This is a genomic window from Kitasatospora cystarginea (assembly GCF_039533515.1).
Lineage (GTDB): Bacteria > Actinomycetota > Actinomycetes > Streptomycetales > Streptomycetaceae > Kitasatospora > Kitasatospora cystarginea.
Genome location: NZ_BAAATR010000036.1, coordinates 62,361 through 85,907 on the forward strand (window position 1 = coordinate 62,361; position 23,547 = coordinate 85,907).

Genomic DNA, 23,547 nt, shown 5'->3' on the forward strand with positions numbered 1-23,547 from the left:
GGTCAACACGATCACCGCACGCTACCGCGCGCCTGTCACCTGCATGGCGGGATCGACACACCATGGGGATGGCGGGGCCATCGGGAACAGCGCCACGCGGGACCCGGTGGATCACTGTTCGCTGCGGAGTCAACCACGAGTCTGCCCAGATGGCAACCGCATGACACCGGCAGTTGCCCGCCCGGCGCCCGGTGTGCCTGCTCAGCGCAGTGCGAAGCCGTCGTAACCGTCGCGGCTGGGACCCCAGATCTCGGTGACCCCGGTGACCCGGCCGGGCGTGCCGGGGCCGCGGAGCAGGGCGAGCAGCCGTTCGCAGTCGGGCTGGGAGCCCTCCGCGACCACCTGGACCCGGCCGTCGCCGAGGTTGCTGGTGTACCCGGTCAGACCGATCTCCAGCGCGCGGGCCCTGGTCCACCAGCGGAAACCGACCTCCTGGACCTTTCCCCGGACCCAGATGGTGGCCCGGACCGGCTGGGTGCTGTCATGACCGTGCATGGCAGAGACCTTATCCGGCGCCGCCGCGCGGCCGGGGAGCCCGGGAGGCGGTCGGCGCCCCGGGACGGCAACGGCCCCGGCGGCCTGCCGAGCAGGTCACCGGGGCCGGACGCGGGGAGCGGTCGGTCAGAAGCCGCCGAAGTCGCTGTCACCGCCGCCGTCGAAGCCGCCGTCGAAGCCGCCGAAGTCGGAGGGGTCGAAGTTGGCGCCGCTGTCGTCGCCGGCCTCCAGGCCGCCGTGGCCGTGGCCGTAGCTCTCCGAGCCGGCCGCCCAGGCGGTGTCCGGCCCGGCGATGATCGAGCCGAGCGCGGTACCGACCAGCAGGCCCGGCAGCACCCCGCTGCCGTAGTAGCCGCCCGCCCACGGGCTGTAGGCCGGGCCGGCGTTCCAGTACGGCTGCTGGCCGTACTCGGTCTGCACGGTGCGGATGTCCGGCTCCTGGCCGCTCGTCACCCGGGCGGCGTCCGCGGCGCAGGCCGGTACGGTACGCGGCGCGCCGCCGGTCGGCGCCCAGTAGACGTCCTGGACGGACACCCCGTGGCGCGGGTCGAAGAAGCACGGCGAACGGCGCTCCGGCAGCGGGCGCTTCTCCCGCCGTGCGGCCAGCGTGGCCAGGGCGAACCGGCCGTCCGCCAGCGCCTCGGTGACCTGTGACACGTCGGCGGGCCGCTTGGCCGCGTCCATGGTCTGCTTGGCCCGCTCGTACGCGTCGAGGGCGTGCGAGTAGTCGGCCCGCTGGGCGTCGTCGGCATCGGGCGCGCCGGGGTTGAAGTCGAGGCGGTCGAGTTCCTCGCCGAAGGCGGTGATGTCCTCGTCCACCACGGTGCGCAGCTGGGCCAGCTCGGCGCGCTCCTTCTCCTCCCTGCGCTTCTTCGCCCGGCGGAACAGCAGGAAGACACCGCCGCCCGCGAGCACCAGCAGGGCGAGCGGGATGACGATCGCGGCGGTGCTGATCCCGCCGGAGGACGCCTCCGGCGCGTGGCCCTTGACCTGGCGGACGGCGTGGTCGGCGAAGTCGTTCAGGGCGCCGTTGATGTCACCCGGGTGGGAGCGGACGGCGGCCCCGGCCATGTTCGACACGGTGTTCTTGGAGGCGACGCCCTTGTCCGCGAAGGCCTTGAACTCGTTGCCGCGCCAGATGCCGTAGAGGCCCACCACACCGACCTCGTCCCGCAGGTCACGGGCGACGGTGCCGGACGGGTACTGCGCGCTGTCGGGGATGACCGCGATGTAGACCGCCTTGCCGGAGTCCCTGAGCTTCTTGCCCAGAGCGGCGGCCTGGTCCTCGGAGAACCGGCTGGTCATCGCCGGATCGACGTAGACCTGACTCTTCTTCAGGGAGGTCGCGGCCTCGTCGATGCCGCCCGCCGCCGAGGCGGAGGGCGCGATCAGCAGGAGCAGCAGCCCGAGCAGGCCCACCAGTAGCGCCGCCGAGCGGGCGGCTGGCCTGGCGGCCGGGGGACGGCGGAGCACAGTTCTCATGTGAGAGAAGGTACCTGGCCGCGCCCGTGTGCCGGGACCGCCCCCGGTCCGATGCCCACCCCCGCCGAGCGGTTCGGTCCCAGCTCCTCCCGACGGGTGACCCGGTGGTCCGGCGGACCAGGCATAGTTGTGCTGATCAGTACTGCCCGGACTGGTCAGCACTGCCAGATCCACTGCCCAGATCCGAATCGGAGCTCCTGGTGATCCTCGGTCTTGTCACCGCCGTCGCGGCGTCCGCCTGCTACGGCACCGGTTCGGTCCTCCAGGCGGTCGGCTCACGCCGCTCGGCCCGTGAGGAGGCGGCAGCCAGCGGCGCCGCCTCCGGCGTCACCGAACACGGCGGGCCGAGCCTCTCCTCCACCGCCAAGGCCGTGGTGACCTGGGAGTTCATCCTCGGCACGGTCCTGGACTTCATAGGCTTCGGCCTCGGCGCGCTGGCCGCCCGGCTGCTGCCGCTCTTCCTGTCCCAGACCATCATCAGCGCCAACCTGGTGATCACCGCCCTGCTGAGCATCAAGCTGCTCGGCCTGCGGCTGAAGGGCCTGGAGTGGGCCTCGATCGGTGTGCTCTGCGGGGCACTGGTGCTGCTGGCCACGGCCGCCGGGCCCGAGGGCGGACACCACGCCCAGATGGCGGTGCACTGGTGGTTGCTCGGCGCGTCGGTGGTGCTCATCGCCGGCGGCAGCCTGACCGTGCGGCGGCTCGGTGCCAGTGGGGCGATCGTGGCCGGTCTGCTCTCCGGGCTCGGTTTCGGCGCCCTGGGGATCGGGGTCCGGCTGCTGAACGGCCTCCAGCCCTTCGACCTGGGTCAGCTCGTCTCGGACCCGGCGCTGTACGTGATCATCATCGGCGGCGTCGGCGGGATGTACCTGCACACCGTGGCGCTGCAGGTCGGGTCGGTCAACGGCGCCACGGCCGCGCTGGTGGTCGGGGAGACGGTCGTGCCGGGCGCGGTCGGTGTGCTCTGGCTGGGCGACTCCTCCCGGGCCGGCTTGGGCTGGCTGGCCGTCGCCGGCTTCGTCCTCGCGGTGATCAGCGCGGTCGGCGTCGCCTACTTCGGCCAGGAGGAGACCGAGGTCCACCCCGCCGCCGAGCCCACGGTTCCCGAACCGGCCCGCTCCTGAGGGCAGCGCCGGGGCGCGGGGGCTGCGCGGTTCCCGCGCCCCTGGCCTTCTAGCGCGGAGCGCGCTGGCAGCGGGGGCAGAAGTAGCTGGAGCGGTTCATCCAGGCGGCGCGGCGGATCGGGGTGCCGCAGCGGCGGCAGGGTTCGCCCTCGCGCCCGTAGGCGTCCAGGTCGCGGGAGAAGTAGCCGCTCTCGCCGTTCACATTGACGTACAGGCTGTCGAAGCTGGTGCCGCCGACCGCGAGGGCGGCGTTCATCACGTCCCGGGCGTGCCGCAGCAGCAGGGCGGCCTGCGGACGGGTGAGCGTCGCGGTGGGCCGCTCGTAGTGCAGCTTGGCGCGCCAGAGCGACTCGTCGGCGTAGATGTTGCCGACACCGCTGATCAGGGTCTGGTCGAGCAGGGCGCGCTTGACCGTGGTGCGCCTGGCCCGCAGCGCGGCGATGAAGGCGTCGTCGTCGAAGCGCGGGTCGAGCGGGTCGCGGGCGATGTGCGCGATGGAGACCGGGGTGCCATCGGGGTCGTCCGGCTCGGTCTCCTCGACGGCGAGGCCGCCGAAGGTGCGCTGGTCGACGAAGCGCAGCTCACGCGCACCGTCGGTGAAGCGGAAGCGGACCCGCAGATGGGTCTCGTCGGGCACCGCCGGGTCCTGGACGAGCAGCTGCCCGCTCATGCCCAGGTGCCCGATCATCGAGAAGCCGGTGCCGAGCGCCCCCGAAGAGGTCAGGGGAAGCCAGAGGTACTTGCCGCGCCGGCGGGCCTCCCCGAAGGTGGCACCGGTCAGCCGGGCGGTGAAGTCGGGCGCGCCGCCCACCTGGCGGCGTATCGCGCGCGGGTGCAGGACCTCCACCTCGGCGACGGTCCGACCGGTGATCCAGCGGGCCAGACCGCGCCGAACCACCTCGACCTCGGGAAGTTCGGGCACTCCTGCGGCCTCAGACCGCGTTGCCGGGCAGCTGGTCGGCGTACTTGGCCTTGATCGCCCGCCAGGCGCTCTCGGCGGCCTTCTGTTCGGCTTCCTTCTTCGAGCGGCCGCTGCCGTGTCCGAAGTCCTCGCCGGCCACCCGGGCGGCGGCATCGAAGGTCTTCTCGTGGTCGGGGCCCGACTCGGTGACGACGTACTCGGGTACACCGATGCCGACGGAGGCGGTGAGCTCCTGGAGGCTGGTCTTCCAGTCCAGTCCGGCGCCGAGCTGAGAGGACTCCTCGATCAGCGGGTCGAACAGCCGGTGGACGAACTCGGTGGCCGAGTCCAGGCCCTTGTCCAGGTAGATGGCGCCGATCACTGCCTCGACGGTGTCGGCGAGGATCGACGACTTGTCGCGGCCGCCGGTGCCCTCCTCGCCCTTGCCGAGCCGGATGAAGGCACCGAGGTCCAGGCCGCGGCCGACCTCGGCGAGCGCGCGGGAGTTGACCACCGCGGCACGGAGCTTGGCGAGCGTGCCCTCGGCGACCTCCGGGTGGAGGTTGTAGAGGGTGTCGGTCACCACCAGGCCCAGCACCGAGTCGCCGAGGAACTCCAGGCGTTCGTTGGTGGGCAGACCACCGTTCTCGTACGCGTACGAGCGGTGGGTCAGGGCACGTACCAGAAGGGCGCGCTCAAGTGGGTACCCGAGGCGCCCTTCCAGGACGTCGTATTCGGTCGAAGCCGGCCCGCCGGCCTTGCTCCCGTTGGAAGCCGACTTGCGGGAAGAGTTGCTTTCCGACATCGATCCGTACACCCCGCCGATCAGACCGAGAGGACCTGGCGACGGTTGTACGTGCCGCAGCTCGGGCACGCGATGTGCGCCAGCTTCGGCTCGTGGCAGCGGTCGCACGCGACGAGCGCGGGGGCGACAGCCTTCCACTGCGAACGGCGGTGGCGCGTGTTGCTGCGCGACATCTTCCGCTTCGGAACAGCCACGGCTACTTCTCCTGGTTCTCGGCGAGACCCTCACGGGTGTCGCTGTTCTTGTTCTCGTCACCCTCGTCGCCGGGGGCGGCGGAGAGTCCCTGCAGAGCCGCCCACCTCGGGTCGACGGCCTCGTGATGGTGGTCCGGGTCGTCGCTCAGGCGTGCCCCGCACTCGGGGCACAGACCCAGGCAGTCTTCCTGGCACACCGGCTGCAACGGCAGTGCGAGCACCACCGCGTCACGCAGCACCGGCTGGAGGTCGAAGAAGTCGCCCTCCAGGCGGTAAGTCTCTTCCTCCGAGTCCTCGTCGAGGTCCTCGGCACCGGCGGTCCGGGCACGATGACGCTCGTCGGACTCCGGGTAGTAGTACAGCTCCTGGAAGTCGACCTCGAGGTCGTCCTCGACGGGCTCCAGGCAGCGTACGCACTCGCCCTCGACGTGGGCCTCGGCGGTGCCGGTCACCAGCACGCCCTCGACCACCGACTCCAGGCGGAGTTCCAGCTTGAGCTCGCTCTTCTCCGGGACACCGATCACATCGGCGATACCCAGGCCCACGGGGGCCTCCAGGACGCGGGAGACCTGGCGCATCGAGCCCGCACGGCGGCCAAGCTCATGCGTGTCGAACACGAGCGGGTCGCGGTGGTCGAGGCGGTTCAAGGTTCCCTGGCTTCCTGGTGGCGACACACATCGCTGCGTGGCGCGTAACGGGTTCGTTCGATGTGCGGCACCGCGCTGTGAGCTACGAGCGAGCAGCCGGACGATCCGGCGCTGAACAGGCCGGAGTGGTCAGACTACCGGACACTCGGGCCTGGCCCAACTTCGGGTGGCCGCTAGCGGCCACCGAGCTCCCTCAACCGGGTCATGTCGATCATGCTGGTGTCGAAGAAGCTGGTCTCGTCCAGGCCCGCCTGCTGCTGGGGCGGCTGTGCGTGCGGGGCCTGCTGGGGCTGCTGCGGGTAGCCGTAGGCGTCGTAGCCCTGCTCCTGGTACACCGGCTGCTGCCCGTACACCTGCGGGACGCCGTACGGGTCGTGCAGCGCGGGCTCCTGCGCCGGATAGGCCGGCTGCTGCGGGTAGCCGTAGGGGTTGCCGTACGGGTCCGTCTGCGGCTGGCCGGCCGGGTCGAAGCCGCCGGCGTAGACCTCGCCGTACTGGTCGGCGGGCGGGGTGAAGTGGCTGTCGAAGCCCTCCCCGCCCGCGCCCCCCTGGCCGGTCTGCCAACCGGCCGCGGCCGGGGCCTGCTCGGGCCAGCTCTGCTGCTGCGGCACCTCCTCGCGGTACCAGGGCTGCTCCTCGCCGTCCCCGGCGAAGCCGGCGGCGACCGCCTCGGCCCGGTCCTTGAGCTGCTGGGCCTCGTCGGCGGCGGCCAGGTAGGCGGCCAGCTCGTCGATCGGCTTCTTGCCGAGGAGCTTGTCGCGGCCCTTGCCGACCGCCTCCAGGGTGGCGCCGAGCACGGCCTCCAGGGTGGCGAGCTTCACATCGACGTACTCGTCCACCTCGGGGCTCGGGGTGCCGCGCGGGCGGAACTCGTCGCCGTCGCCCTCGGCCCCGTCGAAGGCCTCGCCGCGCAGCTTCGCCCGGCCGCGGCCGACCGAGCCCAGCGTCTTGGTGAGCACGACCTCGAAGTTGGCCAGCTTGCCGTCGACGTAGTCGTCGGCCTCGGTGCGCTTGGCGTCGATCTCGGCACGGGCCTCGGCGAGGATCCGGTCGGCCTCGGCCTGGGCCCGGCGGACCACCTCGGTGTCCGAGATCAGCGAACCGCGCTCGTCGTGAGCACCGCGGATGATCTCGTCCGCCTGGGCCTGCGCCTCGGCCACCACCTGCTCGTGGTCGGCCATCACCGACTTGGCCTGGGCTAGTTCGGAGGGGAGGGCTTCCCTCAGCTCCTGGAGCAGGCCCACCAGCTCGGCCCGGTTCACCACGCAGGACGCCGACATGGGCATCGAGCGGGCGTTCTCCACCGCCGCGACGATCGCGTCGAGTCTGTTCTGCACGTCCACGGGCGCTTCTGTCTTTCCGTGTGCCGCCGGGCTGTGGCGGAGGCAGGCCCGGACGGCGCGGCTTCGCCACCGGGCAGTGGAGTACTGACTGTACGTCCACTCACCCCGCAGCTCACAACGGCCGTGGCCTTCGGGCCATCCCGGCGGTGGACGTACGACGTGACCGGCCGGCAGAAACGCCCGGCCGGCGCGGCGCTACGCCTGGGCCTTCTGCTCGGCGATCCGCACGAGCAGCTGACGGTGCACCGGCTCCGGCAGCAGGTGCGAGACGTCGCCGCCGTACGCGGCGACCTCCTTGACCAGGCTGGAGGAGAGGAAGCTGTACGTCGGCGAGGTCGGTACGAAGAGCGTCTCCACGCCGGTGAGGCCGTGGTTCATCTGGGCCATCTGCAGTTCGTAGTCGAAGTCGCTGACCGCACGCAGGCCCTTGATGATCGCCGGGATCCCGCGCTCCCGGCAGTAGTCCACCAGCAGCCCCTGGTGCGACTCGACCACGACGTTCCCGCACTGGGCGGTGGTCTCCTCGATCAGCGCGATGCGCTCGTCGACGCTGAACATGCCCTTCTTGTTCGGGTTGATCGCCACCACGACGTGGACGACGTCGTAGAGCTTCGACGCACGCTCGATGATGTCGAGGTGGCCGTTGGTGATCGGGTCGAACGATCCCGGGCAGACGGCGCGGCGCATGGCGTGGACTCCCTTGTGGGGTGCGGTGCTACGAGTCTTGATCAACCCCGGCAGCGGCGCGACCGTACCAGAGGGTGCCCTCGCCGTACCGGCGTGAGCGCAGCACTTCGAAGCCCTCGGGCCAGCCGAACTCTCCGCCCCTGGTGCTGCGTTCCACGGTGACGATTGCACCGTCCGCGATCCAGCCTCCGACGAGGAGTGTGATCAGCATCTCCCGCACCTCGTCGTCGGTGACCGCGTACGGCGGGTCGAGGAAGACCAGGTCGTACGGGGCCGCGGGAGCCGGGCCGGCGAGCACCCGCTCGGCGCGGTCGGCGCGGAGCTCGGCACCCGGAAGGGCGACGGTGCGGATGTTGGCGCGGATGGTGCGGGCCGCGCTCGCGTCCGACTCGACCAGCAGGGTGTGCTCGGCACCGCGGGACAGCGCCTCCAGGCCGACCGCTCCCGAACCGCCGAACAGGTCCAGCATCCGGGCGCCGTGGATCGTCCCGCGCAGGGACTCCAGGGTGGAGAACATCGCCTCCCGCGCCTTGTCAGAGGTCGGGCGGGTGTTGCGGCCGGGCGGCACGGCCAGGCGCCGGCCGCCGGCCACGCCGGCGATCACGCGGGTCATGAGCTGCAGGGTCCTTTCGTGGGTCAGCCACCACGCTATACGGGCCGCTCGCCCGGGCGCCCACTCGCCGGGCGGCCCGGCGGCGCCCCACGGCGCCGCCGGGCCGTGGGCTACTCGGCCGCCGAGACCGCCCCGAGCAGGGCCGGGGAGGCGTAGCGGGACCAGGACAGGCAGCCGTCGGGCGGGCAGTGGTCGGGGCGGCGCGGGTCGTGACCGAGCTCACGCAGCTTGGTGCGGACGGAGTCGGGCGTACGGCCGAAGCGGGCGGCGATCCGGGCGATGGTCTCGCTCTCGTGGAAGCGGCGGACCAGCTCCTCCTCGTGCTGCGGCACCCACGGGGCGCCGTGGCCGGGGTACAGCTCGCGCAGCACGTCACGGTCGGGGATGGGCTCGGAGACCTCGGCGACGATCGCCAGCGCCCGCAGCGCGCGGTTCAGCGCGATCCGGAGGTTGGCGACGTCCTCGACGGGGAGGCGGAGCTTGCCGGAGGCGAGCGGGCTGGCGGCGGCACCCTCGCGCCAGCCGGTCAGGGTCAGGGTGACTTCGCGGTCGTCCTCACTGGCGAGCTCGATCCGGAAGATCTTGTCGCCGAGCGGGAGCTCGTTGAGATGACGGAATGCCATGGCAGGACCCCCAAGTGTCGTGCCAGGTACGCACCTTGAGGTGCGCCCTGAACACCTTCATTCTCTCGTGGGGCACTGACAATCGAGGGTGCCCGGCCGGGCCGGGCCCCCGGGTGCGGGAGCCGCCGCGGGCGGGCCGTCAGCCCTTCTCCAGGTACTCGGCGCGCTCCTCGTCCAGCAGGCTCTCCAGGGCCGTCCGCAGCTCGGGGTGGCCGGCCAGGGCCGGGTCCTCCGCGACCAGGGCGGCGGCCTCCGCGCGGGCGGTGGCGATGATCTCCTCGTCGTCCAGCACGGAGAGCACCTTCAGCGAGGACTTCACCCCGGACTGGGCCTGCCCGAGCACATCGCCCTCGCGGCGCTGCTCCAGGTCGATCCGGGAGAGCTCGAAGCCGTCCAGGGTGCCGGCCACCGCGTCCAGCCGGGCCCGGGCCGCGCTGCCCGCGGGCATGTCGCTGACCAGCAGGCAGAGGCCGGGGGCGCTGCCGCGGCCCACCCGGCCGCGCAGTTGGTGGAGCTGGGAGACGCCGAAGCGGTCGGCGTCCATGATGACCATGACCGTGGAGTTGGGCACGTTGACGCCGACCTCGATCACGGTGGTGGCGACCAGGACGTCCACCTCGCCCGCCGCGAAACGCTTCATCACGTCGTCCTTGGCCTCCGGCGCCAGCCGCCCGTGCAGGATCTCCACCCGCAGCCCGGCCAGCGGACCCTTGGTGAGCGTCTCGGCGGTCTCCACCACGGAGAGCGGCGGCCTGCGGTCGTCGCTCGCGGCACCCAGGTCCTCCGGGTCGTCCGGCAGGGACTTGGCCCGCTTCTTCTTCGGTTCGTCCGGCTCGTCGCCGATCCGCGGGCAGACCACGTACGCCTGGTGGCCCTTGGCCACCTCCTCGCGGACCCGCTCCCAGGCCCGGGCGAGGAAGCTGGGCTTCTCGACCGCCGGCACCACATGGCTGGAGATCGGCGAACGCCCGGCCGGGAGCTGGTCGAGGACGGAGGTCTCCAGGTCACCGAAGACCGTCATGGCGACGGTGCGCGGGATCGGGGTGGCCGTCATGACCAGCAGGTGCGGGGGTTGTTCGCCCTTGTTGCGCAGCGCGTCCCGCTGCTCGACGCCGAAGCGGTGCTGCTCGTCCACCACGACCAGGCCGAGGTCCTGGAACTGGACCTTGTCCTCGATCAGGGCGTGGGTGCCGATGGTCACCCCGGCGTCGCCGCAGGCCATGTCGAGCATCGCCTGCCGCCGGGCCGGCACACCCATCGAGCCGGTGAGCAGCACGACCTTCGTCCCGAGTTCGGAGCCGCCGAGCATGCCGCCCTCGGCCAGATCGCCCATCATCTCCGCGATCGAGCGGTGGTGCTGCTGGGCGAGCACCTCGGTCGGCGCCAGCAGCACCGCCTGGCCGCCCGCGTCGACCACGGTGAGCATGGCCCGCAGTGCGACCAGCGTCTTGCCGGAGCCGACCTCGCCCTGGAGCAGGCGGTGCATCGGATGGGCGGAGGCGAGGTCGGCGGCGATCTCGGCGGAGACCTTCTGCTGGCCGTCGGTGAGGGTGAAGGGCAGCCGGGCGTCGAAGGCGGCCAGCAGACCGCCGGGACGGGCCTGTCGGGGGACGGCCGGAAGTGCCGCGTCGGCGGCCCGGCGCTGGGCCAGGGCGACCTGGAGGACGAACGCCTCGTCCCAGCGCAGGCGGCTCTGGGCGCGCTCGCGCTCGGCGTGGTTGCGCGGGCGGTGGATGAGCTCGAGCGCCTCGGGCAGCGGGATCAGCCGGTGCTTCTCCCGGAGCTCGGCGGGCAGCGGCTCACCGACGTCGCCGAGGTGCTTGGCGAGGGCGGTCTCGATGCAGATGGACAGCTTCCAGCTGGGCATCTGGGCGCTGGCCGGGTAGACCGGGATCAGCCGGCCGGCGAACTGCCGGGCGGCCGACGAGTCCGCCTCCTCGTCCAGCAACTGGTAGTCGGGCGAGGCTAGTTGGCGGGTTCGGTTGAACAGGCCGACCTTGCCGGCGAACAGGCCCTGGGCGCCCGGGCGCAGCTCCTTCTGCCGCCAGCCCTGGTTGAAGAAGACCAGCGAGAGCCGGCTGCGGCCGTCGGTGACGATCACCTCCAGGCGGTCGCCCTTGCGCGCCTTGAAAGGGATCAGCGTCACCTTCTCGATCCGGGCGAGCACCGTGACGTGCTCGTCCACCTCCAGCTCGTCCAGGCTGGTGAGCTGACCGCGCTCGACGTAGCGGCGCGGGTAGTGGTGCAGCAGGTCGCCGACCGTGCGCAGCTTGAGGCTGTCGGCCAGCACCTTCGCGGTGCGGTCGCCGACCAGCTTGGTCAGTGGTTCATCGAGAGCGCCCATCGCACCCTGTGTACACCACGGCTGCGACAGACCGGGTCACTCCACCCCGATCAGCAACGGCGCGGCCTCCTGCCCGCCCTCGAAGACCACGGTGTCGACCTCGGGCCGCTGCTTGCGCGCGAGTGCCACCAACTCCTCGGCCAGTCCCGCCGGTACGCCCTCGCCGAGCACCAGGGTGACCAGTTCGCCGCCGGCCGCGAGCATCCGGGAGAGCACCACCGCACCGGTCTCGGCGAGGCCGGTGCCGATCACCGCGACGTCGCCGTCGATCAGGCCGAGGACGTCCCCGGCCTGGCAGACCCCGGCCATGGTCCAGGACTCGCCCTCGGCGATCGCGAGTTCGGCGTAGCGGGTGGCTCCTGCGGCGGAGGTCATGGCGACCACGTCCTCGTCGAAGCGTCGGGCGCTCTCGTGCACGGCGAGCGCGGCCAGCCCCTGGACCGGCGAGCGGGTGGGCAGGACGGCGATCCGCACGCCCTCCTCGCGGAGCTGGTCGGCGGCGGCTCCGGCGGCGGCTCGCAGTTCGGGGTCGTTGAGCAGCAGCACGACCTCGCGGGCGGCGCAGCGGCGGACGGCCTCGGCGAGCTCGGCGCTGGCGGGCGGCCGGTCCGGATCGGCCAGCAGGACGGCGGATCCGGCCTGCTCGCAGAGTTCGGCCAAACCGGTGCCGGAGACCACGCTGAGCACGGCGCGGCCCTCGGGCGCGGTCCTGGCCCGCTTCCCCGCGCGGGCGGCGGCCTCGGCGAAGTGCGTGATCCGGATCCGGTGCGGCCGTCCGGCCTCGAGGGCGGCCTCGACGGCGGCTCCGGCATCGTCCACGTGCACGTGGACGCTCCACAGGCCGTCGCCGCCGCCGACCACCAGGGAGTCGCCGAGGGTGCCGAGCCTGGCGCGGAGTGCCGGGAGGGTGTCGTCGGGGGCGTCCAGCAGGTAGATCACCTCGAAGGCGGGGTGGCCGGGACCGGCCGGGCGCTCGTGCCCCTCGCAGCTCTCCGCGAGTCCGGTGGCGCCGAGGCCCTGCCGGAGGGCGACCGGGCCCATCGGGGTCTGTCCGGCGACGGCGTCGGCGAGGGCGCCGAGGACGGCGACCAGGCCGCGGCCGCCGGCGTCCACCACTCCGGCCTCGGCCAGTACGTCCAGTTGCTCGGGGGTGTGCATCAGCGCGGTCCGGGCGGCGCGGTAGGCGGTGTCGGCGGTCTCCGCCAGGCCGCCGGCGGTCCCCGCGGCGGCCCTGGCGGCCTCGGCGGCGACCGTGAGCAGGGTTCCCTCGACCGGCTCGGCGACGGCCTGGTAGGCGGCCTCGGCGGCTCGCTGGAGGGCCTGGCGCAGCAGCGCGGGGTCACCGCCCCGGGCGAGTACCTCGGCCATGCCGCGCAGCAGCTGGGCGAGGATCACACCGGAGTTGCCGCGGGCGCCGACCAGCGCGCCCCTGGCCATCGCCGCGGCGGCGGCGGCCAGGTCCGGCTCGCCGGCGTGCTCGGCGAAGCAGCGCTCGACGGCGGCGGCCGCGGCCTCGACGGTCAGGTACAGGTTGGTGCCGGTGTCGCCGTCGGGAACGGGGTAGACGTTGAGCGCGTCGATCTCCTCGCGGGCCTGACCGAGGGCGGTCAGGGCGAGCCGGCTCCAGGTGCGGACGGTCGGGGCGTCGAGCGTGTCCAGCACCAGCTCTCCTCCGGGTGAACGCCACGGGAACGCGACTGAACGCGGTGGCGAGGGGCGATACCCGCAGGTTATCGGTGGCCGTCGGCGGGCCGCGCGCAGGGCGAGCACCGCCGGGCACCACCGAGCGGGCGCGTCACGCCCCCGAGCGGTGCGGACGGGCGGACGGCGCGGGCGGCGGGAACGATCACCGCCCGGGGCGTGGTAGTTTCGTTTAACCGGACGCGGCGTTGTATGCTCTTCCGGTTGCCTGGAACAACCCGGGCTCACCCCTTGAACCGATCCGGTCCACGTGAGTGGCCCGGGAGGCTCAGCCGGGGTTTTCGAACGTAAATGATCTGAAGTCTTGGAGTGACTCCTGTGGCTGCCAACTGCGACGTCTGCGGCAAGGGGCCGGGCTTCGGCAACAGCATCTCCCACTCGCACCGCCGTACCTCCCGTCGTTGGAACCCCAACATCCAGACGGTGCGCGCTGTGATTGGGCGGACGCCGAAGCGGCTCAACGTCTGCACCTCGTGCATCAAGGCCGGTAAGGTCTCGCGCTGACGCGCAGACCGGTAAGCCGGTCCTCCGGACAGCCGATCCACCCTCGGGTGGGTCGGCTATCTGCTTTGTCCCGACGCCCAGGACCTGTCCGGCGTCTCGCCCTCGCGGCGCCGGGACGGACGTTCCGCCTTGACCGTACGGCCCGGGGTTCCCGCCCCGGGCCGTACGCGTCCCTGGGTCAGCGCCAGCGCCAGCCGTGGTCGACCGGGCCGATGCCGGCGCCGAGCGGGAAGCCCCGCCGGATCGCGCCGGTGACGTACGCCTTGGCCGCACCGACCGCCTCGGGCATCGCCAGGCCCTTGGCGAGCTCGGCGGCGACGGCGCTGGCCAGGGTGCAGCCGGTGCCGTGGGTGTGCCGGTTGTCATAGCGCTCGGCGCGGTACCAGTGCTCCTCGCCGGGACCGCCGTAGAGCAGGTCCGCGGCCTCGCCCGCCAGATGTCCGCCCTTGACCAGGACCCAGCGCGGGCCGAGGTCGTGCAGCGCCCTGGCCGCGTCCAGCATGTCCTCCTCCCGCTCCACCGTGATGCCGGTGAGCTGCGCCACCTCGTGCAGGTTGGGCGTGGCGAGGGTGGCGACCGGCAGCAGCCGCTCCCGTACGGTGGCGACCGCCTCGGCTGCGAGCAGCGCGTCGCCGTGCTTGGAGACGCCGACCGGGTCCACCACCACCGGCGCCGGCACACCGGCGAGCAGCTCGGACACGGTCTCGACCAGTTCGACGGAGGCCAGCATGCCGGTCTTCACGGCCTGCACGCCGATGTCGTCCACCACGCTGCGGAACTGGGCGCGGACGGCTTCGGCGGGCAGCTCCCAGTAGCCCTGCACACCGACCGAGTTCTGCGCGGTGACGGCGGTGATCACGCTCATGCCGTGCACCCCGAGCGCGAGCATGGTCTTGAGGTCGGCCTGGATGCCGGCACCGCCACCGGAGTCGGAGCCGGCGACGGTGAGGACGCGCGGGGGTACCGCGACGGGAGGTGCTGACTGGCTGCTCATGTCGCCAACCTACCGGGCGGCGTCCGGCCAGCCGTCCCGGCCCGGCCCGAGGATCAGAGCACCGCCTCCGACTCCAGCCAGCGGTCCTCGGGCACGGTCTTCAGCTTGACCACGGCGTCCACGATCGGCACCAGCCTGATCTCGGTGCCGCGCAGCGCGGTGAAGTGCCCGAAGGCACCCTGGTGGACGGCCTCCACGGCGTGCCAGCCGAAGCGGGAGGCGAGCACCCGGTCCCGGGCGGTGGGGGTGCCGCCGCGCTGGGTGTGACCGAGGATGACCGGGCGGGCCTCCTTGCCGAGCAGGTCCTCCAGCTCGTGCGCGAGCCGGTTGCCGATCCCGCCGAAGGTCTGGTGGCCGTACTGGTCGACCTCGCCGTGGTCGAAGCGGAGCGTGCCCGGCGCCGGCTTGGCGCCCTCGGCGACCGCGATGATGGCGAACTTCTTGTGCCGGTCGAAGCGCTCCTCGACCATCCGGGCCACCGCCTCGATGTCGAACGGCTTCTCGGGGATGAGGATGCCGTGCGCGCCACCCGCCATCCCGGCGGTCAGGGTGATCCAACCGGTGTGACGTCCCATCAACTCGACCACCATCACCCGCTGGTGGGACTCGGCGGTGGTCTTCAGCCGGTCGATCGCCTCGGTCGCGACGTGAACGGCCGTGTCGAAGCCGAAGGTCACGTCGGTGGCCTCGATGTCGTTGTCGATGGTCTTCGGGACGCCGACCACGGGCAGCCCGGCCTCGGAGAACATCCTGGCGGCGGTCAGCGTGCCCTCGCCGCCGATCGCGATCAGGGCGTCGATACCGAGGTTCCGGGCCAGCGTACGGGCGTTCTCCACGGCCCAGTTGATCCGGTCGCGCCGCACCCGGGCCGAGCCCAGGATGGTGCCGCCGAGGGTGAGCAGCCCCGTGACGTCGTCGTGCGAGACCGGGCGGGCGCGGCCCTCGATCAGCCCGAGGAAGCCGTCCTCGATGCCGATGATCTCGTCGCCGTGGACATCGGTGCCCCGGTGCACCACCGAGCGGATCACCGCGTTGAGGCCGGGGCAGTCGCCTCCGCTGGTCAGGACGCCGATTCGCATGGTGGGTGCGCTCTCCCGCTCCAGGGGCGGCACCGCCCCGGGCCGATGGATCCGTACGGGCCGGACAGACCGGACAAACCCGGCCAGGACCGACAGCGCAAGCCTACGCGCCGAACCCCTCCCGGACCGGATCCCCGCGCCAGTACCACCCCCAGGGGGAAACTCCGGTGACGGGACGGCCTCCCGGGGCTGCGCAAGCCGTACGCTGCGCCCACCGTGAACCCGCCCGGCTTCGAGCACGGTTCCCGCACCCTCGGACAGCGCCGGCGCGGATGGGCTCAACACCTCGGCCCGAACGCGCGGTTGGCCTCCTCCCGGAGTCGCCCGCCGCCGGCGCCGGCGCCCGTACGGGCGCTCCCGCCGGTACGAACGCCCGCCCCACGCCCCGCGGTTGCCCGCTAATGGGCCGCGAAGTGGTCCCAGCCGCCGACGCGGTCCCAGGGAGCCCCGTCCACGGTGACCTGGCCGCCGCGGGCGGCGCCGGCGATCCGGACCACAGTGCCCACCACCCGCCAGCGGGCGGGCAGCTGGACGGTGGCCGGGAAGGTGGCCGCGATCGCGTGGTCCTCGCCGCCGGAGAGCACCCATACCAGCGGGTCCACCCCGACCGCCTGGCCGATGTCGGCCATCTGCGCGGGGATGTCGAAGTCGGCCGCGCGCAGGTCGATGTCGACGCCGCTGGCCTTGGCGACATGGCCGAGGTCGGCCACCAGGCCGTCGCTGACGTCGACCATCGAGGTCGCGCCGAGGTCCGCACCGGCCGGGCCCGCGTGGTACGGCGGTTCGGGCCGCCGGTGCGCCTCCACGAAGGCGCGCGGGGAGCGGAACCCGCGCTGCAGTACGGTCAGTCCGGCCGCCGACCAGCCGAGCCAACCGGTCACCGCGACCACGTCGCCGACTTGCGCGCCCGAGCGCTTCACCGGGGCCCGGCCCTGCAGGTCGCCCAGCGCGGTGATCGCCAGGGTGATGGCGTCGCCGCCGACCACGTCGCCGCCGACCACGGCCGCCCCGGCCACCTGGCACTCGTCGCGGAGCCCGTCCATCAGCTCGGTGGCCCAGGTGATGGGCAGGTCGGCGGGGGTCACCAGGCCCAGCAGCAGCGCGGTCGGGACGGCGCCCATCGCGGCGATGTCCGCCAGGTTCTGGGCGGCGGACTTGCGGCCCACGTCATAGGCGGTGGACCAGTCCCGGCGGAAGTGCCGTCCCTCGATCAACACGTCGCTGGTGGCCACCACCCGGCCGTCCGGCGCCTTGACCACGGCGGCGTCGTCCCCGGGGCCGAGTTCGACGGCCGGAGTCAGCGGCAGCCGGGCGGTCAGCTCCCGGATGAGTCCGAACTCGCCCAGCTCGCCCACGGTCCCCTGCATCTGCCGTCCTCTCCACTGATGCCTGAAGCAACTGATGACTGAAGCACCTCAGGGACCCGGATCCGCTCCGGGCTCCCGCCCGGCCGCGTCCCGTACCCGTCCGTCCCCGCCCGCGCTCGTTCCGCACTCCCCCGCGCGCAGCGTACGCCCTCGGACCCTGCCGAAGTCTCCCCTCCCGGCCCCGCTGCGCGGTAGCGTGGTGATCCAGACTGCCGGTCAGCCCACCCCCGCCTGGAGGTCTCCCGTGGTACAGGCATACATCCTGATCCAGACCGAGGTGGGCAAGGCCACCGCGGTGGCCCAGGCCATCTCCGAGATCACCGGAGTGGTGCAGGCCGAGGACGTCACCGGCCCCTACGACGTCATCGTCCGTGCCGAGGCCCAGACGGTGGACGATCTCGGGCGCCTCGTGGTGGCCAGGATCCAGCAGGTCGAGGGGATCACCCGTACGCTCACCTGCCCGGTGGTCCATCTGTAGGCCCGGTTACCATCGGCGGATGCCCCGATTCCCCGGTCCGAGCGCCCGCCTGATGTCGCTGCCCGCCCCGCTGCGCTGGGCTGCACCGCCGGTCGCGCTGCTGGGCGGGATCGCACTGCTGCTCGTCGACTGGAGCACCCCGCCGAACGTCACCCCGCCCACGCCGGCACCGGCCGTGGCGAAGATCTGCGCCGCGCTGGACAAGGCGCTGCCCGACACCGTGCTGGGGCACAAGCGGCAGGACCCGAAGCCCGACTCCCCGTACACGGCCGCCTGGAACAGCTCACCGCACACCGTGCTGAAGTGCGGCATCGACCGTCCCGGCTACCTCGACGACGACCCCACGGCCTCCGCGCCCGAGGTGAACGACGTGCAGTTCGGCATGGCGCCGGACGGCCACGGCGGCTACCGCTTCGTCACCACGCTGCGCAAGGCGTACGTCGAGATCACCGTGCCGCAGGGCGCTTACTCGAACTACATCGACCCGCTCAGCTCGCTCACCGACGCGATCAAGTCCACGGTCCCGGACGGCCTGTAACCCTCCGGGACCGGGCGAGCGGGCTCCGACCCGACGACTCAGCGCAGGCCGGTGGAGCGGCGCAGCGCCGCCTGGAGCAGCCGGTCGATCAGCTCCGCGTAACCCACGCCGCTGGCCTCCCACATCTTCGGGTAGGCCGAGATGGGGGTGAAGCCGGGCATGGTGTTGATCTCGTTGACCACCCAGCGGCCATCGGTGAGCAGGAAGAAGTCCACCCGGGCCAGCCCCTCGCAGCCGAGCGCCTCGAAGGCGGCGACGGCCTGGCGGCGGATCTCGGCGGTCTCGTCCTCGGTCAGCTTCGCCGGGATCTGCACCTCGGAGGAGTCGATGTACTTGGCGTCGAAGTCGTAGAACTCGTAGTCGCCGCCGACCAGGATCTCGGCCGGGACGCTGGCCCGCGGGCCGTCCTCGAACTCCAGCACGGCGCACTCGATCTCGCGGCCCTCGAGCCCGGCCTCGACGATCACCTTGGGGTCGTGCCGGCGGGCCTCCTCGATCGCGGCGTCCAGGTCGGCGAGGTCCTTGACCTTGCTGATGCCCACGCTGGAACCGGCCCGGCAGGGCTTCACGAAGAGCGGCAGACCGAGCTCGGCGATCCGCTCGCGCGCCGCCGCGCGGCCCGCCTCGGACTCCCACTCGCGCGACTTGACCACCGTGTAGGCGCCGACGCCGATGCCGTGCGACTGGAGGATCCGCTTGGTGAACTCCTTGTCCATGCCCACCGCGCTGGCCAGCACACCGGAGCCGACGTACGGGACGCCGGAGAGCTCCAGCATGCCCTGGAGGGTGCCGTCCTCGCCCCAGGGGCCGTGCAGCAGCGGCAGGACCACGTCGACCTCGCCGAGGGCCTTGGGCGCCTCGGTGGAGGTCGCCAGGACCACCTCCCGGCTGTCCGGGCTGACCGGCAGGGTGACCTGACCGTCGCCGGACTCGGCGATCTGGGACACGGCCGGCAGCTTGCCGTCGGTGATCGCCATCCGGGCCGGCTCGTCGCTGACCAGGGCCCAGCGGCCCTCGTGCGTGATGCCGATCGGCAGCACCTCGTACTTGGTGCGGTCGATGGCCTTGAGCACGCTGCCGGCCGTGGAGACCGAGATGGCGTGCTCGGAGCTGCGACCGCCGAAGACGATCGCGACGCGCGGCTTGGCGCCCGAAGCGCCCGGGTTCGGGGAGTGCTGTTCGATGCTCATATCGCGCTTGAGACTACCGTGCGAGCGGTTTCGGGAAAGTCACGCCGACTACTCGAATCGGGCATTGTCCGTTTTCGGCATACTTCAGCCGCTTTCGCGAATCGGGCCGCCCAGCCCCGCCGTCCGGCCGCTACCGCCGCTCCGGCTTCGCGGAGCGGGCCATCAGTCCGGCGAGCACCTCTTGGGTGGGCCGACCGTGGTGCACCACGTCCACCACGGCCTCGACGATCGGCATCTCGACGTGGTTGCGCCGGGCCAGATCGAGCACCGACTCGCAGGACTTGACGCCCTCGGCGGTCTGCTTGGTGGCGGCGATGGTCTCCTCGACCGTCATGCCGCGGCCGAGGTTGGTGCCGAAGGTGTGGTTGCGGGAGAGCGGCGAGGAGCAGGTGGCGACCAGGTCGCCCATCCCGGCCAGCCCCGAGAAGGTGAGCGGGTCGGCGCCGAGGGCGAGGCCGAGGCGGGTGGTCTCGGCCAGTCCACGGGTCATCAGGGTGGCCTTGCTGTTGTCGCCCAGGCCCATCCCGTCGGCCATGCCGACCGCCAGCGCGATCACGTTCTTGACCGCGCCGCCGAGTTCGCAGCCGACCACGTCGGTGTTGGTGTAGGCGCGGAAGTACGGGGTGTGGCAAGCGGCTTGGAGGCGCTTGGCGACCTCCTCGTCGGTGCAGGCGACCACACAGGCGGCCGGCTGCCGGTTGGCGATCTCCTTCGCCAGGTTGGGTCCGCTGACCACCGCGACCCGCTCCGGGCCGACCCCGGCGACCTCCTGGACGACCTCGCTCATCCGCTTGGCGGTGCCGAGTTCGATGCCCTTCATCAGGCTCACCAGGACCGTCCGCGGACCGATCAACGGCGCCCAGGCGGCGAGGTTCTGACGGAGCGTCTGGGACGGGATCGCCAGCACGGCGAAGTCCGCACCGGCCAGCGCCTCGGCGGGGTCGGTGGTGGCGTGGACGCTGTCCGGCAGCCGCACCCCGGGCAGGTAGTCGGGGTTCTCGTGGGTCCGCTCGATGGTGTCCACCAGCTCCTGGCGGCGGCCCCAGAGGGTCACCTCGCAGCCGGCGTCGGCCAGGATCATCGCGAACGGGGTACCCCAGGAGCCGGTTCCGAAGACGGCGCAGCGGGTCACTTGGAACTCTCCTCGGGGGTGGTGCCTTCGTCCTGCCCGCCACTCGCCCGCTCGCGCTTGGCGGCGGCGGCCGCGGCGCGCTCCCGGGCGGCCGTGCGCATGTCGTAGCGCTCGGCCGGCGGCTGTTCGCCGCGGATGTCGGCGAGCACGGCGGTGATCGCCGCCATGATGTCGTCGGTGGCCTCACGGAGCACCTTGGCGGTGAGCTCCTGGCCCTGGTACTTGCTCAGGTCCACCGGCGGGCCGGCCGCAACGGTCACCTTGTGCCGGGGGAAGAGGTGGTACTTGCCCCTTCCGCCCCGGCCGTACGGCGGGATGATCTCGTGCGCGCCCCAGTGCGCCACCGGGATGACCGGCGCGCCGGTCATCAGCGCGACCCGGGCCGCCCCGCTCTTGCCGGTCATCGGCCACAGGTCGGGGTCACGGGTGAGGGTGCCCTCGGGGTAGAACTGCACGCACTGGCCCGCGTTGACGGCGTCGATCGCGGCGCGGAACGCCTCGGCGGCGTCGGTGGACTCGCGGAACACCGGGATCTGGCCGGTCTTGCGCAGCATGAACCCGATGAACGGCACCGAGAAGAGCGAAGACTTGCCCAGTATCCGGGGCGGGCGGCCGCTGTTGTACTGCCAGTGCGCGTACACCACCGGGTCGATGATCGAGTTGTGGTTCACCACCGCGATGAACCCGCCCTCCTCGGGCAGGTGTTCCCAGCCGCGCCACTCGGGCTTCACCAGTGCGGTCGTCACCGGCTTCACGAGCACGGCCGCGAAGCGGTACCAGAACCCGTAGTCGGCGTTGCCGAATCTGGCGTACGAGCGGCGGGCCACCCCAGCTCCTCCTCGATCAAGTGCGGCACTCCGAGGTGCCGCAGTCCGTTCCCGGTGCCCGGGCCCCGGGCGCGGATCAGTCTCGCCCGTCGCCTCACCGGCTGTCGAGGAGCCTTCCCCCGCGGCCCGCAGCAAGTGACCAATCGCACGTCAACCTACGCGGTACCCGCCTGGCCAGGGCTTCGGCACCGACGCCACAATGACGCCGATGACCCAGGACACGGTACGCCCCGTCGAGCCGGTTCCGCCTGCTGCCCGCCCCGGCTGGTCGTTGGTGCTGCCGGTGAAACCGCTCGCGATGGCCAAGAGCCGGCTCGGCGCCTTCGCCGGCGAACGGCGCGCGGCGCTCGCGCTGGCCTTCGCGCTGGACACCGTGACGGCCGCGCTGGCCTGCCAGGACGTGGCCCAAGTCCTGGTGGTCACCCGGGACCCGTTGGCCGGGCCCGAGTTGGCGCGACTCGGCGCGCTGGTCCTCGACGACGAACCCGGCGGCGGCCTCAACCCGGCCCTCGCGCACGGCGCGGCACACGCCCGCCGGATCGCGCCGCACTCCCCCGTCGCCGCGCTCTCCGCCGACCTCCCGGCGCTGCGGCCCGCCGAACTCGCCCGGGTGCTGGCCGCCGTGCCGGCCACCGGGCGGGCCTTCCTGGCGGACGCGCCCGGCATCGGCACCACACTGCTCGCCTGCGCCGCGGACTCCGCCCTGCGACCGGAGTTCGGCGGGGCGAGCCGGGAGCGCCACGCGGCCGGCGGCGCGTACGAGATCACCCTGCCCGACGTCCCCTCGGTCCGCCGCGACGTGGACACCGGCGACGACCTCGTCGCCGCCCGCAGCCTGGGCCTCGGCCCCCGCAGCACCTCCGCCTCCGCCGTGCTGTTCACCCCGAGCGGGCGGTGCCGCTGACCGGCCTCTCCCGGGCGCGCGGTATGCACGAAGAGCCCGTCCCCCGCCGCACTCCGGGCCCTTGAGGGCCGCACAGCGCACCGAGGTGGGGGACCTGTCGCACCCCCGGCGGCGCCCCCGGCCACCCGCGCATCAACTCGCCGATATGCTGCGGGTATGCAGGCCACCGCGTTCACCTTCGACCCCGACACGCACGCGGGTTCCGTGCTGCTCGACGACGGCACCCCGGTGCCGTTCGACGCGGCGGCCTTCGACGCCGGCGGCCTGCGCCTGCTGCGGCCCGGCCAGCGGGTGCGGATCCGTACCGAGGGCAGCGGCGAGAGCCTCCGGGTTGTCTTCGTGACCCTGCAGACCTTCCCCGACCCGGCCGAGGGGCAGGACTAGCCCCGAGCCGGCACCCCCGTACGGCGCGCGAGCGTCCAGCCGGCGCGAATCCGAGCGCCAACTCTCCGTAGCTTCCCGGGAATGCCGCCACCCGCTCCCAACGCACCGGGCCCGTGGAAATACCGGTGCGCCTCGTACCGCGTCCACCCCGGCGACAGCCCCCTGAGCGCCTTTCCCGGAACGCTCTGGCGCGCCCGGGAACCGGCTGAAGACGGCGGGCGGATCGATGCACCGTGACAACCGTCCGAGCACCGGTTTCCCTGCTGCTCACGCCTTCCACCCGGCACCGGACGGCCGGTCCCTGAACGTGGAAGAGCCGTGGCGGCTCGCTCCGGGATCTCCCCGGTAGCGAGCCGCCACGGCTCACGGCCGATCCGGCCGTCCGCTGGTACCGCCCGGAAAACCTGCCGGACCTTACTTGGCGGTCGACTTGCGCGCGGTGGTCTTGCGCGTGGTGGTCTTCTTCGCCGGAGCGGTCTTCTTGACCGCCGCCGCCTTCTTGGCCACCGTGGCGGTGGTCTTCTTCGCCGCGGTGGTCTTGGTGGCGGTGGTCTTCTTCGCCGCAGCGGTCTTGGTGGCGGTGGTCTTCTTGACCGCGGCCTTCTTCGCGGCAGCCGGGGCGGCCTTCTTCGCCGCAGCCGGGGCGGCCTTCTTCGCCGCAGCGGCGGTGACCTTCTTCGCCGCCGCCTTCTTGGCGGGGGCGGTGGCCGCGGCGGCACGCTTGGCCGCGGCGCGCTTGGCGGCCGGGGTCGCGGCGACGCCGGCCTTACCCGGGGTGAGCGAGCCCTTGGGGGCCTTCTTCACCGAGGGGCCTTCCTTCGGCAGCTTCTTGGAGCCGCTGACCAGGTCCTTGAAACCCTGGCCCGGACGGAAGCGCGGCACCGAGGTCTTCTTGACCTTGACCCTCTCGCCGGTCTGCGGGTTACGGGCGAAGCGCGCGGAGCGCTCCACCTTCTCGAAGGTGCCGAAACCGGTGACCGAAACCCGGTCTCCAGCCACCACGGCACGCACCATCGTGTCGAGCACTGCATCGACGGCCTCTGCGGCAGCCTTGCGACCACCCAGCTGCTCGGCCACCGCTTCGACAAGCTGAGCCTTGTTCACGTCTTCCCCTTCGGAAACGGGCGCCGGATGATTCCATCCGTTCTTTTCGCACGTTAGGTATGTATCTGCGGACTTTCAATTACCAAA

Annotated in this window: 25 protein-coding genes; 6 read left to right on the plus strand and 19 right to left on the minus strand. The window is 72.4% G+C overall.

Features of this window, described 5'->3' with window-relative positions:
• Positions 1–201 precede the first annotated feature (201 nt).
• Complete coding sequence (locus ABD369_RS30630) at positions 202–495, minus strand: acylphosphatase (protein ID WP_344639836.1); 294 nt, start codon at positions 493–495, stop codon at positions 202–204.
• Positions 496–621: 126 nt separating this feature from the next.
• Positions 622–1,977, minus strand: a complete 1,356-nt coding sequence (locus ABD369_RS30635) for a hypothetical protein (RefSeq protein WP_344639837.1) — start codon at positions 1,975–1,977, stop codon at positions 622–624.
• 200 nt (positions 1,978–2,177) lie between these two features.
• Here ABD369_RS30635 and ABD369_RS30640 point away from each other — a divergent pair, with 200 nt between their 5' ends.
• The gene (locus tag ABD369_RS30640) at positions 2,178–3,101 is read left to right on the plus strand and encodes a DMT family protein (RefSeq protein WP_344639838.1); all 924 of its coding nucleotides are present in this window, start codon (positions 2,178–2,180) and stop codon (positions 3,099–3,101) included.
• A gap of 49 nt (positions 3,102–3,150) precedes the next feature.
• Here ABD369_RS30640 and mutM read toward each other — a convergent pair whose 3' ends face one another.
• From mutM to ABD369_RS30690, 10 genes are all read right to left on the minus strand, one after another.
• On the minus strand, positions 3,151–4,023 hold the full coding sequence (gene mutM / locus ABD369_RS30645; RefSeq protein ID WP_344639839.1) for a bifunctional DNA-formamidopyrimidine glycosylase/DNA-(apurinic or apyrimidinic site) lyase: 873 nt from the start codon (positions 4,021–4,023) through the stop codon (positions 3,151–3,153).
• 10 nt (positions 4,024–4,033) lie between these two features.
• A complete protein-coding gene (gene rnc / locus ABD369_RS30650) occupies positions 4,034–4,807 on the minus strand; it encodes a ribonuclease III (RefSeq protein WP_344639840.1) in 774 nt (257 codons plus the stop codon).
• Positions 4,808–4,827: 20 nt separating this feature from the next.
• Positions 4,828–5,001 carry a 50S ribosomal protein L32 gene (gene rpmF / locus ABD369_RS30655; protein WP_344639841.1) on the minus strand — a complete coding sequence of 58 codons (174 nt, stop codon included), beginning with the start codon at positions 4,999–5,001 and terminating at the stop codon, positions 4,828–4,830.
• A gap of 2 nt (positions 5,002–5,003) precedes the next feature.
• Positions 5,004–5,648: a YceD family protein gene (locus tag ABD369_RS30660; protein WP_344639842.1), complete on the minus strand. Its 645-nt coding sequence runs from the start codon at positions 5,646–5,648 to the stop codon at positions 5,004–5,006.
• A gap of 173 nt (positions 5,649–5,821) precedes the next feature.
• Entirely contained in the window at positions 5,822–6,991 is a 1,170-nt protein-coding gene (locus tag ABD369_RS30665; RefSeq protein ID WP_344639843.1) for a F0F1 ATP synthase subunit B, read from the minus strand.
• A 195-nt stretch (positions 6,992–7,186) separates the two neighbouring features.
• On the minus strand, positions 7,187–7,678 hold the full coding sequence (gene coaD / locus ABD369_RS30670; RefSeq protein ID WP_344639844.1) for a pantetheine-phosphate adenylyltransferase: 492 nt from the start codon (positions 7,676–7,678) through the stop codon (positions 7,187–7,189).
• A gap of 28 nt (positions 7,679–7,706) precedes the next feature.
• Positions 7,707–8,291: a 16S rRNA (guanine(966)-N(2))-methyltransferase RsmD gene (gene rsmD / locus ABD369_RS30675; RefSeq protein ID WP_344639845.1), complete on the minus strand. Its 585-nt coding sequence runs from the start codon at positions 8,289–8,291 to the stop codon at positions 7,707–7,709.
• 110 nt (positions 8,292–8,401) lie between these two features.
• Complete coding sequence (locus ABD369_RS30680) at positions 8,402–8,914, minus strand: hypothetical protein (protein ID WP_344639846.1); 513 nt, start codon at positions 8,912–8,914, stop codon at positions 8,402–8,404.
• A gap of 139 nt (positions 8,915–9,053) precedes the next feature.
• Positions 9,054–11,258, minus strand: a complete 2,205-nt coding sequence (recG, locus tag ABD369_RS30685; protein ID WP_344639847.1) for an ATP-dependent DNA helicase RecG — start codon at positions 11,256–11,258, stop codon at positions 9,054–9,056.
• Between the two features lie 36 nt (positions 11,259–11,294).
• Positions 11,295–12,920 (minus strand): DAK2 domain-containing protein, encoded by a 1,626-nt coding sequence (locus tag ABD369_RS30690; protein ID WP_344639848.1) that lies wholly within the window; start codon positions 12,918–12,920, stop codon positions 11,295–11,297.
• A gap of 357 nt (positions 12,921–13,277) precedes the next feature.
• Between ABD369_RS30690 and rpmB the strand changes: the two genes are divergently transcribed.
• On the plus strand, positions 13,278–13,463 hold the full coding sequence (rpmB, locus tag ABD369_RS30695) for a 50S ribosomal protein L28 (protein ID WP_344639849.1): 186 nt from the start codon (positions 13,278–13,280) through the stop codon (positions 13,461–13,463).
• 178 nt (positions 13,464–13,641) lie between these two features.
• Here the strand turns inward: rpmB and thiD are convergent, their stop codons facing one another.
• The 3 genes from thiD to ABD369_RS30710 all read right to left on the minus strand — a co-directional run bounded on the left by thiD (position 13,642) and on the right by ABD369_RS30710 (position 16,903).
• Positions 13,642–14,457, minus strand: a complete 816-nt coding sequence (gene thiD / locus ABD369_RS30700; RefSeq protein WP_344639850.1) for a bifunctional hydroxymethylpyrimidine kinase/phosphomethylpyrimidine kinase — start codon at positions 14,455–14,457, stop codon at positions 13,642–13,644.
• A gap of 53 nt (positions 14,458–14,510) precedes the next feature.
• The gene (locus ABD369_RS30705) at positions 14,511–15,536 is read right to left on the minus strand and encodes a 6-phosphofructokinase (RefSeq protein WP_344639851.1); all 1,026 of its coding nucleotides are present in this window, start codon (positions 15,534–15,536) and stop codon (positions 14,511–14,513) included.
• Between the two features lie 398 nt (positions 15,537–15,934).
• Entirely contained in the window at positions 15,935–16,903 is a 969-nt protein-coding gene (locus ABD369_RS30710; protein WP_344639852.1) for a thiamine-phosphate kinase, read from the minus strand.
• Between the two features lie 244 nt (positions 16,904–17,147).
• On the opposite strand from ABD369_RS30710, the gene ABD369_RS30715 reads away from it, so the two are divergent.
• Entirely contained in the window at positions 17,148–17,381 is a 234-nt protein-coding gene (locus tag ABD369_RS30715; RefSeq protein WP_344639853.1) for an Lrp/AsnC family transcriptional regulator, read from the plus strand.
• Between the two features lie 19 nt (positions 17,382–17,400).
• Positions 17,401–17,919, plus strand: coding sequence for a DUF3515 domain-containing protein (locus ABD369_RS30720; protein WP_344639854.1), 519 nt, complete (start codon positions 17,401–17,403; stop codon positions 17,917–17,919).
• Between the two features lie 38 nt (positions 17,920–17,957).
• On the opposite strand, the gene ABD369_RS30725 is transcribed toward ABD369_RS30720, so the two are convergent.
• From ABD369_RS30725 to ABD369_RS30735, 3 genes are all read right to left on the minus strand, one after another.
• Complete coding sequence (locus tag ABD369_RS30725; RefSeq protein WP_344639855.1) at positions 17,958–19,109, minus strand: D-alanine--D-alanine ligase family protein; 1,152 nt, start codon at positions 19,107–19,109, stop codon at positions 17,958–17,960.
• 130 nt (positions 19,110–19,239) lie between these two features.
• A complete protein-coding gene (locus tag ABD369_RS30730) occupies positions 19,240–20,241 on the minus strand; it encodes an NAD(P)H-dependent glycerol-3-phosphate dehydrogenase (protein WP_344639856.1) in 1,002 nt (333 codons plus the stop codon).
• Positions 20,238–21,068 (minus strand): lysophospholipid acyltransferase family protein, encoded by an 831-nt coding sequence (locus tag ABD369_RS30735; RefSeq protein ID WP_344639857.1) that lies wholly within the window; start codon positions 21,066–21,068, stop codon positions 20,238–20,240. The genes ABD369_RS30730 and ABD369_RS30735 overlap by 4 nt, the downstream gene beginning before the upstream one ends.
• 208 nt (positions 21,069–21,276) lie before the next feature.
• Here ABD369_RS30735 and cofC point away from each other — a divergent pair, with 208 nt between their 5' ends.
• Together cofC and ABD369_RS30745 are read left to right on the plus strand one after the other, a co-directional pair.
• Positions 21,277–21,972 carry a 2-phospho-L-lactate guanylyltransferase gene (gene cofC, locus ABD369_RS30740; RefSeq protein ID WP_344639858.1) on the plus strand — a complete coding sequence of 232 codons (696 nt, stop codon included), beginning with the start codon at positions 21,277–21,279 and terminating at the stop codon, positions 21,970–21,972.
• A gap of 156 nt (positions 21,973–22,128) precedes the next feature.
• On the plus strand, positions 22,129–22,356 hold the full coding sequence (locus tag ABD369_RS30745) for a hypothetical protein (protein WP_344639859.1): 228 nt from the start codon (positions 22,129–22,131) through the stop codon (positions 22,354–22,356).
• 414 nt (positions 22,357–22,770) lie between these two features.
• On the opposite strand, the gene ABD369_RS30750 is transcribed toward ABD369_RS30745, so the two are convergent.
• On the minus strand, positions 22,771–23,460 hold the full coding sequence (locus ABD369_RS30750) for an HU family DNA-binding protein (protein ID WP_344639860.1): 690 nt from the start codon (positions 23,458–23,460) through the stop codon (positions 22,771–22,773).
• Between the last annotated feature and the right edge of the window lie 87 nt (positions 23,461–23,547).